This window comes from Saccharopolyspora sp. NPDC002376, assembly GCF_053593195.1.
Window position 1 is genome coordinate 19827 of sequence record NZ_JBSFBZ010000053.1, and the last position, 11795, is coordinate 31621.

At 69.2% G+C, this 11795-nt stretch carries 14 protein-coding genes; 6 read left to right on the forward strand and 8 right to left on the reverse strand.

Going from position 1 to position 11795, the window contains the following annotated elements; translation table 11 throughout:
• Window positions 1-501, reverse strand: a complete 501-nt coding sequence (locus ACWCO2_RS28375; RefSeq protein ID WP_450130839.1) for a hypothetical protein — start codon at window positions 499-501, stop codon at window positions 1-3.
• Window positions 502-552: 51 nt separating this feature from the next.
• A complete protein-coding gene (locus ACWCO2_RS28380; RefSeq protein ID WP_450130840.1) occupies window positions 553-930 on the reverse strand; it encodes a hypothetical protein in 378 nt (125 codons plus the stop codon).
• 44 nt (window positions 931-974) lie between these two features.
• Here ACWCO2_RS28380 and ACWCO2_RS28385 point away from each other — a divergent pair, with 44 nt between their 5' ends.
• Window positions 975-1235 (forward strand): hypothetical protein, encoded by a 261-nt coding sequence (locus ACWCO2_RS28385; protein ID WP_450130841.1) that lies wholly within the window; start codon window positions 975-977, stop codon window positions 1233-1235.
• A 3-nt stretch (window positions 1236-1238) separates the two neighbouring features.
• Here the strand turns inward: ACWCO2_RS28385 and ACWCO2_RS28390 are convergent, their stop codons facing one another.
• Window positions 1239-2846: a PucR family transcriptional regulator gene (locus ACWCO2_RS28390; protein ID WP_450130842.1), complete on the reverse strand. Its 1608-nt coding sequence runs from the start codon at window positions 2844-2846 to the stop codon at window positions 1239-1241.
• A 119-nt stretch (window positions 2847-2965) separates the two neighbouring features.
• Here ACWCO2_RS28390 and ACWCO2_RS28395 point away from each other — a divergent pair, with 119 nt between their 5' ends.
• The 5 genes from ACWCO2_RS28395 (at window position 2966) to ACWCO2_RS28415 (ending at window position 8651) form a co-directional block, all read left to right on the forward strand.
• Window positions 2966-4267, forward strand: coding sequence for an aspartate aminotransferase family protein (locus tag ACWCO2_RS28395; RefSeq protein WP_450130843.1), 1302 nt, complete (start codon window positions 2966-2968; stop codon window positions 4265-4267).
• A complete protein-coding gene (locus ACWCO2_RS28400) occupies window positions 4264-5757 on the forward strand; it encodes a CoA-acylating methylmalonate-semialdehyde dehydrogenase (RefSeq protein WP_450130844.1) in 1494 nt (497 codons plus the stop codon). The genes ACWCO2_RS28395 and ACWCO2_RS28400 overlap by 4 nt, the downstream gene beginning before the upstream one ends.
• A 103-nt stretch (window positions 5758-5860) precedes the next feature.
• The gene (locus ACWCO2_RS28405) at window positions 5861-6388 is read left to right on the forward strand and encodes a GNAT family N-acetyltransferase (RefSeq protein WP_450130845.1); all 528 of its coding nucleotides are present in this window, start codon (window positions 5861-5863) and stop codon (window positions 6386-6388) included.
• 271 nt (window positions 6389-6659) lie between these two features.
• Window positions 6660-6869, forward strand: coding sequence for a hypothetical protein (locus tag ACWCO2_RS28410; RefSeq protein ID WP_450130846.1), 210 nt, complete (start codon window positions 6660-6662; stop codon window positions 6867-6869).
• 318 nt (window positions 6870-7187) lie between these two features.
• Window positions 7188-8651, forward strand: a complete 1464-nt coding sequence (locus ACWCO2_RS28415; RefSeq protein WP_450130847.1) for a PrsW family intramembrane metalloprotease — start codon at window positions 7188-7190, stop codon at window positions 8649-8651.
• 4 nt (window positions 8652-8655) lie between these two features.
• Here the strand turns inward: ACWCO2_RS28415 and ACWCO2_RS28420 are convergent, their stop codons facing one another.
• The 5 genes from ACWCO2_RS28420 to ACWCO2_RS28440 all read right to left on the reverse strand — a co-directional run bounded on the left by ACWCO2_RS28420 (window position 8656) and on the right by ACWCO2_RS28440 (window position 11769).
• Window positions 8656-10158 (reverse strand): ArnT family glycosyltransferase, encoded by a 1503-nt coding sequence (locus ACWCO2_RS28420; protein WP_450130848.1) that lies wholly within the window; start codon window positions 10156-10158, stop codon window positions 8656-8658.
• 53 nt (window positions 10159-10211) lie between these two features.
• Window positions 10212-10439: a hypothetical protein gene (locus ACWCO2_RS28425; RefSeq protein ID WP_450130849.1), complete on the reverse strand. Its 228-nt coding sequence runs from the start codon at window positions 10437-10439 to the stop codon at window positions 10212-10214.
• 69 nt (window positions 10440-10508) lie between these two features.
• Window positions 10509-11090 (reverse strand): CGNR zinc finger domain-containing protein, encoded by a 582-nt coding sequence (locus tag ACWCO2_RS28430; protein WP_450130850.1) that lies wholly within the window; start codon window positions 11088-11090, stop codon window positions 10509-10511.
• 66 nt (window positions 11091-11156) lie between these two features.
• The gene (locus ACWCO2_RS28435) at window positions 11157-11357 is read right to left on the reverse strand and encodes a hypothetical protein (RefSeq protein WP_450130851.1); all 201 of its coding nucleotides are present in this window, start codon (window positions 11355-11357) and stop codon (window positions 11157-11159) included.
• Between the two features lie 178 nt (window positions 11358-11535).
• Entirely contained in the window at window positions 11536-11769 is a 234-nt protein-coding gene (locus tag ACWCO2_RS28440; protein ID WP_450130852.1) for a hypothetical protein, read from the reverse strand.
• Between the last annotated feature and the right edge of the window lie 26 nt (window positions 11770-11795).

The following is an 11795-nucleotide window of genomic DNA, read 5'->3' on the forward strand; positions in this document are numbered from 1 at the left end:
TCAATTCCAGCGTTCGGTACCGATGTCGGGAAGCTGCTGCGAGGAGGGCGGGGTGGACCCGCCGGCTAAATCCCAGGGGCGGCGACCGATCCGGCGCTGCGGCCCGAACGCGCTCCGCTGGGCCTGGTCGATCACCTCGCCCATGTCCTGGACCAGCTGCCCACGGTTCGGGGCCGAATCCGCGGTGCGCTGCTGTTGGTTGGGCCGGGGAATCCGCCGGTGCGTCGCGGTGTGCACGCGGACGTTCCCCTCCGGAGGGGCCAGGCCCTCAGCGAAGCAGTACGCGCAGAACTGCGGATCAACGCGGAGTCCTTGGGGTGGGATCGTCCACTTCCGTGCGCACTGCGGGCAGGCCCGGCAGCAACAGGTGAACTGCGATCCGGTGGCGTTGCGGCACTCCGGGTGAGCGGCCAGTTTCTGCTCCCGCGAGCCGTAATCCAGGCAGGCGCAATCCCACTGCCGCCAGGTCAGCCACCGGGTGATGGCTGTTGCGAACGCCACGCCGGGGACGTCGGTGGTGTCCTCGTTCCAAGCGGTTTCGTCGCGGGCGGCCTAGCCCTCGTGCCTGCGCCGGAACAGGCTCAGCCTGGTCTCGAAGTCGTCAACCGGCTGGATCTGTCCTAGCGCCGAGAGCTGCTGAATCGCGTAGATCAGCTCCGGGCGGCTGGCGGTGGTGCCGTGCCACTGGCCAGCGCCGCCAGGTTCGGCTTGCCCTCCACCGACGACCAGACCGAACACGGTCACGAAATCTGGGACGTGGAGGGTCTGCCGTACGTCCTGGGCCAGCCCCTTGCCGGTGGCGGTCAGGTCGAGCACCACCTCGACGCTGCTGGTGGCCTTCAGGGCCTGTCGGACGGCTCGGCGGACCACCGCAGCCAACGCGGGCGCCCCCTCCGAGATGGGCACTTCGCGGTAGGCCCGGATCCGCAACGCTGGCCGGTAGAGCAGCTCGCCGGGACCTGCTCGTCGCTGCGTTGCGGGAGCACGTCCCCGACGCGCACCTGGAAGCCGTGCCGCAGGGCGGGGTGAACCTGTGGGTCCGACTGCCGGACGCGACGGATCTGCTGCGGCTGGTCCGGGATTGCGAAGCAGCCGGGGTCATCATCGCCGCGGGCGACGAGTGGTTCCCCGCCGAACCGACCGGCCCCCACCTGCGCATCAACTACGCCGGGCCGAACCCCAGGGCTTTCCCCGACGGTGCGCGCATCATCGGTGAGAAGCTCGCTCAGCAGTAGCGGTCAGCGGTGGAGGTCCCAGGTCAGCAGCGCGACGTGCAGCGACACCAACGACTCCGGGCTGTCGAGGGAGACTCCGAGCAGCTGCTCGACGCGGGCGAGCTGCCCGTAGTACGCCGTGCGGGACACGTGCGCTGCGGACGCGGCAGCGGACTTGTTGCCGCCGTGGCGGCACAACGCGCGCAATGCGTCGAGCAGCCGGTCGTTGTCCAGGATGGGACCAAGTTCCCGCTCCGCGAACGCGGTCAGCCGCTCGTCGCCGCGCAGCAGGTGCAGCAGGCCGCGCAGCCGAACGTCGTTGAGCCGGTGGAAATCGCGCGTGCCGTCATCGACGTGCAGCGCGGCTTCGGCGACCTGCGCGGCTTCGGTGAGCGTCCGGCGCGCGCAGGAGATCGACGCCACCTCGGTGCCCACCGCGACCACCAGCGGTAACGCGGCAGAACGGCGGATGTCGGAGGCGAGCCGGTGCAGCGCGGCATCGACGTCGACGCCAGCCAACACCACCACAGCGTGCACGGTGATGTCGTCGACCACCCCGACCAGCACCGGCAGCTTGGCCTTGCGTGCCGCGAGCGCGGTCGCTTCGGCCAGATCTCGCAGTGCCTGCTGGGTTTCCAGCGCAGGTGCCGGAGTCGTGGTGGTGCGCGGGCGCACCGCGATACCCACCAGCGGGCCGTCCAACGGCACTCCGACTCCGGCCGCGCGAGCAGCCAGGTCCGCGGTTTCAGCGTTGCCCGCGAGGAGTTCGGTGATCAGCGTGCGATGCGTCTGCCGCTCCAGGCTCTCCCGATCGCGCGTCACCAACCGGTTCACCGCGAGCGCCGACGCCGCCCGCTCCGCCACCACCATGTGCCGGTGCGCGGGTTCCGGTCCGAGCACCACCAGCCGCCCCCAGTCGTCGCCGCGCGCCCCGACCACGGTGGTCAACCACTGCCGGTCCACGTCGTAGGAGGTGCGCCCGGACTGCACCACCGCACGGGAGCGCTCCGACCATTCCGACAGCAGTGCGACCGGATCCTGCCCCGCTGAGTCGTAGGCCAACACCTGGTGTGCCATCGTCTCCAGCACCACCGGCCGCTCGAGGATGCGTGAGGCCTCGCGCAGCACGGACGCCGGTTCGGCGCCCGAGGTGGTCAGGGCGGTGAAGGCCTCGTGGATCGCGTGCGTGGCGCGCAGTTCGGCCAGCTGGGCATCGCGGATGCGCGCCACCACCGCCTCGGTGACGCTGACGAACTTGGTCTCCTCCGAGAGCGTCACCAGCGGCAGGTCGTGCCGGTGCGCCGCGTCGACGAGCGCGCTCGGCACCCGGTCGCGCCAGCGGCGCACGAGCTCCACGACTAGACCGCACGCCCCGGCCGCGGCGAGCTCGTCGACGTAGCGGACCAGCTCGGCGGGTTCGTCGGGCAGCGCGATGCCGGTGGTCAGCACGAGCTCGCCACCGCTGAGCAACGCCGCGATGTCGGCGATCTCCGCGACGTGCACCCACCGCACCCGGCCGTCCAGACCCGACGCCCCGGCGATCACCCGGGGCTTGCCGCGCCGCAGCACCGGCAGGTCGAGCACCTCTGACACGGTCGGCAGCGCCAGCACGTCCGGCGACATCAACTCCATCGCACCTCCCGGTGCACACACCGTACTGCCACACGGGCCAGATCAATACAGGTTGTCCGTAGTTGGCCGCGCGTTCGGCGGGCCAGACTGACCGCATCGGCACGACGGAACGGGGAGCAATGTCGGAATCATTGGTGGCCCGCCATCGCGCGGCCATGCCCAGCTGGCTGTCCCTCTACTACGACGAACCCATCGAGATCGTCAGCGGTCGGGGACGGCACGTCACCGACGCGGCGGGCGACACCTACCTGGACTTCTTCGCCGGGGTCCTGACCAACGCCATCGGCTACGACATCGCCGAGATCAGCGATGCGATCCGCCGCCAGGTCGACAGCGGCGTCCTGCACACCTCGACGCTGTACCTGATCCGCAAGCAGGTGGAGCTGGCCGAGCGCATCGGCGAGCTGTCCGGGATGACCAACCCGAAGGTGTTCTTCACCAACTCCGGCACCGAAGCCAACGAGACCGCGCTGATGCTGGCCACCCAGCAGCGCCGCAGCCACCAGGTCCTCGCGCTGCGCAACTCCTACCACGGCAGGGGCTTCGGGGCCCTCGGCGTCACCGGCAACCGCGGCTGGTCGGCCAGCGCGCTGTCCCCGTTCAAGGTCAGCTACGTGCAGGGCGGCTACCGCTACCGCAGTCCGTTCCGGGAGCTGTCCGACGCCGACTACATCGCGGCTTGCGTCGACGACTTGCGCGAGGTCATCGAGACCACCACCTCCGGAGACGTGGCCTGCATGATCGCCGAGCCGATCCAGGGCGTCGGCGGTTTCGCCACTCCGCCGGACGGGCTGTTCGGCGCGTTCGCCGAGGTGCTCGACGAGTACGGCATCCTGCTGATCTCCGACGAGGTGCAGACCGGCTGGGGTCGCACCGGTGAGCACTTCTGGGGCATCCAGGCGCACGGCGTGACCCCGTCGGCGATGACCTTCGCCAAGGGGCTGGGCAACGGCCTGGCCATCGGTGGTCTCGTCGCCGAGGCGGAGCTGATGGACTGCCTGACCGCCAACTCGATCTCCACCTTCGGCGGCAACCCGATCTCCACCGGCGGAGCCGTCGCTGCGCTGGAGTACTTGCTGGACAACGACTTGCAGGGCAACGCGGCCAAGCTCGGCGGGCGGTTGCTGAACGGGCTGCGCGCTCACGCCGAGACCTGCGGATTGATCGGCGATGTGCGCGGCAAGGGCTTGATGATCGGCGTCGAGCTGGTCGAACCCGGCACCCGCACGCCTGCCGCTGCGGCCGCCGGGCGGGTGATGGAACTGGCGAAGCAGCGCGGACTGTTGCTAGGCAAGGGCGGGTTGTACGGCAACGTCCTGCGCCTGGCACCGCCGATGACCCTGACCGAGGATGAAGCGGACCAGGCGCTGCAAGTCCTCACCGAGACCACCTCGTTGGCCGAGCAGGAGCTCAACCGATGACAGAACTGATCAGGCACTGGATCGCCGGCAAGTTCGACCACACGACCCCACAGCGCACCGGTGAGGTGTTCGACCCCGCCACCGGTGCGGTGACCAAGCAGGTCGCGTTCGCGGCCGAGTCCGATGTGGACGTTGCGGTGACCAAGGCCGCCGAGGCGCTGAAGGAGTGGCGGCGCACCTCGCTGGCGAAGCGGTCGAACGTGCTGTTCGCCTTCCGGGAACTGCTCAACGAGCGCAAGTCCGAGCTGGCCGAGATCATCACCGCCGAGCACGGCAAGGTGCTCTCCGACGCCGCGGGCGAGGTGCAGCGCGGCCTGGAGAACGTCGAGTACGTGTGCGGCATCCCCAACCTGCTGCGGGGCGGCTTCTCGGAGAACGCCTCGACCAGCGTCGACGTGCACTCGGTGCGTCAGGCGGTCGGCGTCGTCGGGGTGATCTCGCCGTTCAACTTCCCGGCCATGGTGCCGCTGTGGTTCGTGCCCAACGCGATCGCCTGCGGCAATGCCGTGGTGCTCAAGCCCAGCGAGAAGGACCCGTCGGCGGCCAACTTCATCGCCCAGCTGTGGCAGGAAGCGGGCCTGCCCGACGGCGTGCTCAACGTCGTGCACGGCGACAAGGTCGCGGTCGACGCCCTGCTGGCGAACCCGACGGTCAAGGCGGTGTCCTTCGTCGGCTCGACCCCGGTGGCGCGCTACGTCTACGAGACCGGCACCGGCAACGGCAAGCGGGTGCAGGCCCTCGGCGGCGCCAAGAACCACATGGTTGTGCTGCCCGACGCCGACCTGGACCTGGCCGCCGACGCCGCGGTGTCGGCCGGCTTCGGTTCGGCGGGGGAGCGGTGCATGGCGATCTCCGCGGTCGTCGCGGTCGATCCCATCGGCGACGAGCTGGTCGCCAAGATCGCCGAGCGGATGGCCAAGCTCAACGTCGGCGACGGCCGCCGCGGCTGCGACATGGGACCGCTGGTCACCGCCGCGCACCGCGACCGGGTCTCGTCCTATGTGGACGCCGGTGTCTCCGCAGGGGCGGAACTGGTGGTGGACGGCCGGGGGATCCAGGTCGACGGCGCCAGCGACGGCTTCTGGTTCGGCCCGACGCTGTTCGACCACGTCGGCACCGACATGTCGATCTACACCGACGAGATCTTCGGCCCGGTGCTCTCGGTGCTGCGGGTGCCCAGCTACGACGCCGCGATCGAGGTGCTCAACGACAACCCGTACGGCAACGGCACCGCGATCTTCACCGAGAGCGGCGGGGCGGCGCGGCAGTACTGCGAGGAGGTCGAGGTCGGCATGGTCGGGGTGAACGTCCCGATCCCGGTGCCGGTCTCGTACTACTCCTTCGGCGGTTGGAAGGACTCGCTGTTCGGCGACGCGCACGCCTACGGCCCGGACGGCATCCAGTTCTACACCCGCACCAAGGTGGTCACCACGCGCTGGCCGGACCCCTCCCACGGCGGCGTCGACCTCGGATTCCCGCAGAGCACCTGACCTTCCCCGGGTTCGGGGAGCGCTCCGCCGGAGGGCTCCCCGAACCCGTGTTGGTGCTTGCGGACCTGTGGGAATCGTCGGACCGCTGGCTAGGCTCCCTGACGTGGGAGATGTGTCATTGCGACCGGTTCGGGAAGACGACCTGGCGGAGCTGGAGTGGCTGATCAACGAGCCGGAGACCACCGCCCCGTACAACTGGTGGGGCTGGCAGAAGCCGGACCGGATGACCAAGCGCTGGGAGGAATCCGGTCTGCTCGGCGACGAGCAAGGCGTGCTGCTGGCGATCGTCGAGGATGAGCTGGTCGGCTTCGTGTCCTGGCACCGCGTCGAGACCGGACCGTCGTCGCACTGCTTCGACATCGGCGTCAACCTGCAACCCGACTCGCGGGGACGCGGCTACGGCACCGAGGCGCAGCGTCTGCTGGTCCAGTACCTGTTCGCGCACACGCAGGTCAACCGCCTCCAAGCCGGCACCGAGCTGGCCAACGCCGCCGAGCAGCGAGCCCTGGAGAAGATCGGCTTCATCAGGGAAGGCGTCCTGCGCGCCTACACCTACCGCAACGGCCGCTGGCGCGACTGCGTCCTCTACAGCCTCCTCCGCGAAGAGGTCGACCTGATCGACCAGGCCTGATCGGGGCCGTCGGACCGATCGGGGCTCGCGGTCGATAAGATGGGCCGTGACATGCCCGGTTCGTGAATTCGGGGGACGGACGTGACCGCTGAGTCCGAACCGGGTGGTATCTGCCGGGGCTGCAAGGGCCGGGGGCAGGTCCGGGTTCCGCGCGGGTTCGTCTCGGCGGACGGCGAGGTCTACACCGTCATGGGTTGGACGCGCTGTCGGCACTGCCGGACGACACCGGGCCGCCAGCCCCACCGCTGGCCGCCGAGGTGAGGATCAAGGCATGACCGACCAGGGCCAGCCGCCGGTGTTCGCCGGTGGACCGAACGCGATTTGCTTCACGTGCGGGGGATTCAAGAAGGTCAGCGACCCCCGCCTGTACATGATCCAGGCGACCGAAGACCTGATGACCGGCATGACGCTGGCGGAGTGGCGAGGCTGCCCCCAGTGCGGCGGCGACGGCATCCTCGCGGGCCTGCGCCCGCCGGTCTGAGTTTCTGTTCCGGTGGTCATTTTCCTTTAGCGGTGCAAGTGGCGGAACCTCAGCGTCCGACTGGTCTGCGGGTGCCCTGATTTATGGATGCCGATACACGGCGTCAGGGCCGTCCTCGCCAGGCGAACGCTGAGAACCCGCGGCGGTGCAAGCGTCGAGGGTGGGCTAAGCGGCTGCGCCGCTTCAAAGACAAGAGATCAAAACCGGACCCGGGCTGATTTCGCGAATCGGACATTAGTGGTGGTGTCCGGGTGATCCGGCCGCCGAATGGCTCGAATAGCCGGATGCGGCCGGAGTTGATCTCATACCCTCACCCGCATGCCCTTGCTCAAGCCCCAATCCGTCCTGGATGGACACAGCTCGAACCGAACACCGGTGCCGTTGATCGTCGGCCTGGTGATCTCCGGTTTCTGCCTGCTGCTGGCGCTGCTCTACTACTTCTTCGTTGAGGGCGGACCGATCAACACCGCGGTCGGCCTGCTGCTGGCGCTGCCCACCGCGATCGTGCTGGTCGCGTTGGTCCTGCTCATGGACCGGTTGGAACCGGAGCCCCGGATCAACCTGGTGCTGTCGTTCGGCTGGGGCGCGGGGGTGGCCATCGTCGGCGCCCTGATCGTGAACTCCGTGACCGGGGTGCTGCTGATCCCGATGCTGGGCGAGGAGGCCGCGGACGCGTCCACCACGTCGATCGTGGCCCCGATCGTCGAGGAGAGCTTCAAGGGCGGACTGCTGCTCTACCTGCTGTGGGCGCGGCGGGACGAGATCGACGGCCCCATCGACGGGATCGTCTACGCCGCCATGTGCGGGCTGGGCTTCGCGATGGTGGAGAACGTCCTCTACTACATGCGGGGCATGGACGACGGCGCGCTGCTGTTCGTGGTGGTGCTCCGAGGGGTGTTCTCGCCGCTGTGCCACCCGATCTTCACCTCGATGACCGGGCTCGGCGTCGCCTACGCCGCCACACACCGCGGCTCGGGGCGCGTCCTGGCCGTGATCGGCGGCTGGATCGGCGCGGTGTTCCTGCACGCGCTGTGGAACGGCAGCACCCAGTTCGGCTTCGGCGGCCTGGCGTTCGCCTACCTGGCGGAACTGGCGGTGCTGATCATCCTGATCGTCGTGGTGATCAGGGACCGCAAGCGGCTGGTGCACATGATCGGCAAGTACCTGCCCGCCTACATCCCGAGCGGGCTGGTGCAACCCAACGACCTCCAGATGCTGGGGAAGATGAGCGGGCGCAAGCAGGCGCGGCGCTGGGCGCGAGGGCAAGCCGGCACCGTCGGGGTTCGGGCCATGGGTGACTACCAGCTGGCGGCGACCGAGCTGGCGCTCCTGCACGCGCAGGCCGAGCGGTTGACCATCCCGCCGGACAAGTTCTTCCAGCGGCGGGAGGCCATCCTGTCGCTGATGCGGATGGCCCGCGACGCCTTCTTCCGGCGAATGCCGCAGCAGGCGCCTCCGCCGCCGTGGGCGCCGCGCCAGGAGCAGTCCGGGTTCTTCGCGCTGCCAGCACAGTTGGGGCAGCTGCCGACCTACCAGCAGCGGCCGCCGACACCGCCCGCCGGGCAACGCCGGCAGCCGCCCCGTCCGCCCCAGGCTCCGGGGCCGCAGCAGCCGGTCGGACCGCGCCCGCCGCAGCCTCCGGCTGGACAGCGTCCGCCCCAGCCGCCGATGGGGCAGCAACCGCCTCAGCCGCCTGCTGGTCAGCGCCCACCGATGCCGCCGCCGCAGCAGCCTCCGGGACCGAACGGGCAGCGTCCCGGAGGTCCCTGGCCGCCGCGCTGACCGGTCAGAGGGTGCGCAGCCGTGGCCAGAGCACGGGCCACGGCTGCTTCGGCTCCTGGTAGAGCGTGATCTCGTTGCCGCGAGCCATGTTCACCAGGTCCGACTCCACGGTCCCGAGCTGCTGCGACCGTCCGAAGTGGTCGGACAGCGACCGCTTGCCGATGTAGAGCACGACATCGCCGTCTGCGGGCGGGGTGCCGAAGAACCAGTAACCGCGATGCGGGCTGTAGACGCGAGGCAGACCGGCCGCGCGGCCTCGCACGTCGAGCGCGCCTGCCAGGTAGTAGGTCTCGGCGACGATGACCGCGCGGCGCTGCTGCTCGGGTGGTAGCGCCTGGTAGGCGCGGTTGACCGCATCGGTGAGCTCCGGCCAGCCGGTCTCGTAGAGCCGCGGGTAGTTGGGGATCTCAGGGTGCCGGGCCAGCACATCCAGCGGGTAGACCGGCAACATCGCCAGCGGCAGCACTGCCGAGATCGCGCAAGCGGGCCACAACAGCTTGCCGCTGCGGTACTGCAATCCGACCGCAGCCGCGGCGAACAGAACTCCGAACAGCCCCGCCACGTAGTTCGGCCGCCCACCGGTGACCAGGAAGAACACCAGAACGGCCAAGGTCGTCCAGCCCAGGAACCGGTACGTCTGCAAGGAAGGGGAGCGCAGCAGCACGGCCAGGCCGTAGCAGCACAACACCGCGCCGACCACGATCCCGGCGTAGAACAGCGTGGTCGGGACGAGCAGGAGCCGGTCGTTCTCCTCGTTGACCGCGGTGCCCATCTCCAGCGCGGGCCAGCCGTTGGCGGCCTGCCACCACAGCGTGGGAACAGCGGTCACCACGGGAATCGCGACAGCCACCCACAGCGAAGGACGAGCCAACACCGCCCGCGGACCGGTGATCGCGATGCTCAGCAGCAGCGCCGCGCACAGGACCACCACCTGGAACTTGGTCTGCACGGCGAGGGCCGCGATCAACCCGATGCCGATGAGCAGACGATCCTGTTGAACACCGTGGCCGTGCAGCCGAATCCATCGCACCAGCAGCCAGATCATCGCCGTCCACTGCAACGGTTCCATCGTGGATGCGGTGAGCCAATGGCCGTTGACCAGCAGCCACGGTGAGAGCGAGTACGCCGCCGCGGCCAGCACCTGGGCCTTGCTGTTGCCGCCGAACTCGCGCGCGACCAGCGCCGTGACCACCACCCCGAGCCCGGTCACCAGCGCCGCGGGCAGCCGGAACGCCACCAGCGAACCGGGAAACGCGGTGTCCAGGAACGCGGACAGGAGCGGTACCAGCGGCTGCTGGTCCATGTAGCCCCAGGCCAGGTGGAACTTCCCGGCGGCCAGGAAGTAGAGCTCATCGGTGACGAGGTCGTAGCGCGGCGCCAACACCACCAGCAGCGCCGCGACCAGTGCAGCGAGCACCAGGACCCGAGTCCGGGCGAATGGCGGGGCCGGGCGGGGGAGCCGGACGGTGGTCGCACCGTCGAAACCGGTGGTAGCGCTGGTGTACATCGGCTCCCCCCGGTCGTGACGGCTCGGGGCAGCCTAACGGCCGACCGGACGAGTCACAGGCGGCTGACGACCTTTCGCAGTGTGATGCGGACTGCTGTCACCGGACCGCGATCGGCCCCGGCCGCGGGCGTGTCGGTGATGTGCTGCTCCCTGCTCTTGCCGATGTACTTCCGCGCCAGCTGCTCGCGCAGCCTGCCGAGCAGTTCACCGCTCTGCTCACGGGGCCGATGGAAGCGCGAGCCCGCTTCGGCACGCGGGATGTCCCTGGCGAAGAGCTGCATGCCGTCGCCGCAGCTGCGGTTGGAACTTTCCCACGCGCGTTCGCGCCGGAGTGAATCGCTTCGGGCAGATCAGATGTCTGCCTTGTGGCGTTGGTAGTAACGGGCGACGCGGACTCGGTTGCCGCAGATCGCAGGTGAGCACCAGCGGCGGCGGGGGTTGGTCGCGATGAAGAGCATCACGCAGTTCTGCTCTTCGCATTCGCGGAGCGCTTCGATGATCGGGTCGGTGAGCAGCTCGGCGGCGGCCTCGGCCAGGCCGGCGGCCACTCGCACGCCCAGATTTCCAGGGCGTTCGACGGTGCCGACCAGCGAACCGCTGCGCCAGCTGAGCTTCCGGATCCCCGGTGCCGCCCGCTGGGCGTCGTTGAGCCCGCGGAGCGTGTCCGCCGGTGGACGCTTTCCGAGCCGGATCTGGGAGAGCGCTCGCGTGGTGTGCTCGCGCACCTCGTGCACGGCCGTCAAATCGGCTTCGCTGAGCGAAGTGCGCTCCGACTGGGTGGGCGTCGTCATCCGGTCCGCCTGGCGGGTCAGCCACTCCCACAGCTCCGCCGGCGTGCCCATGAAGTCGACCGGGCCGTCCGGGGTGATCGTCCTGGTGTTGACCAGGTCGACGGCCAACGGCTCACCGATCAGCGGCAGGCGCGTTTTCATGGCTCCAGATGGTAGTGGAGTCCTTGACAACGTCGAGTCCACCTGGTCCAACGCGTAAAGAACAATTTACCCATGATCAGCGTCGTCGGAGCTGCGGCACGCCGGGGTGTTGGCCTCCATCTGGAATGTGGCCAGCTCGGCGGTGAAAGCGCGATCGGGGAACTGGTGCAGGATATTCGGGGCGCGAGTCGAAGGATGGCCGGGTTTCGGGTTCAGCAGCAGGGATTCCTCTTCAACGCCGAAAGTCGGCAACCGGCCGCGGCGCATCGAACTCCCTTCCAGGGGCTGGACGAACTGCGCCAGCAGAGCCAGTTTCCGGCCCTCGCGCTGGTTTGTCGCTCGCCCGGAAGTGCCACGCTCGCCACTGATGTCCACTGTGGAATATTGAAGGTCCGGCCCGGTGCGAGTCGGGGTTCAACACCGGGCCGGAGGTTCGCGATCGGCGTCAAGGTGCGGTCCGCCGGTTCTTCAGGAAGTCGTTGCACCGCATGCAAGTCGGTGCCGTTCGCCAGTCCATCTCGCCGGGCACGGCCATCGCCACTTCAGCGCCGCACGTGGCGATTTCCACCGGTTGGCCCTCCCAGCGTCGGCCGTGGAAGGCGTGCCGCTCGAAGACGCCCGTCTCCGGATCCGGTGCGGGCAACCAGTAGTGCCGCTCGGTCTGCTGCAGTCCGATCACGCCACTGCTCCCGGGGAAGTCGTCGT

Coding starts and splice junctions, on each gene's coding strand:
- ACWCO2_RS28390 (WP_450130842.1), bottom strand. CDS start 2,846: ATGGAGTTGATGTCGCCGGACGTGCTGGCGCTGCCGACCGTGTCAGAG.
- ACWCO2_RS28395 (WP_450130843.1), top strand. CDS start 2,966: ATGTCGGAATCATTGGTGGCCCGCCATCGCGCGGCCATGCCCAGCTGG.
- ACWCO2_RS28400 (WP_450130844.1), top strand. CDS start 4,264: ATGACAGAACTGATCAGGCACTGGATCGCCGGCAAGTTCGACCACACG.
- ACWCO2_RS28410 (WP_450130846.1), top strand. CDS start 6,660: ATGACCGACCAGGGCCAGCCGCCGGTGTTCGCCGGTGGACCGAACGCG.
- ACWCO2_RS28415 (WP_450130847.1), top strand. CDS start 7,188: ATGCCCTTGCTCAAGCCCCAATCCGTCCTGGATGGACACAGCTCGAAC.
- ACWCO2_RS28420 (WP_450130848.1), bottom strand. CDS start 10,158: ATGTACACCAGCGCTACCACCGGTTTCGACGGTGCGACCACCGTCCGG.
- ACWCO2_RS28425 (WP_450130849.1), bottom strand. CDS start 10,439: ATGCAGCTCTTCGCCAGGGACATCCCGCGTGCCGAAGCGGGCTCGCGC.
- ACWCO2_RS28430 (WP_450130850.1), bottom strand. CDS start 11,090: ATGAAAACGCGCCTGCCGCTGATCGGTGAGCCGTTGGCCGTCGACCTG.
- ACWCO2_RS28435 (WP_450130851.1), bottom strand. CDS start 11,357: ATGCGCCGCGGCCGGTTGCCGACTTTCGGCGTTGAAGAGGAATCCCTG.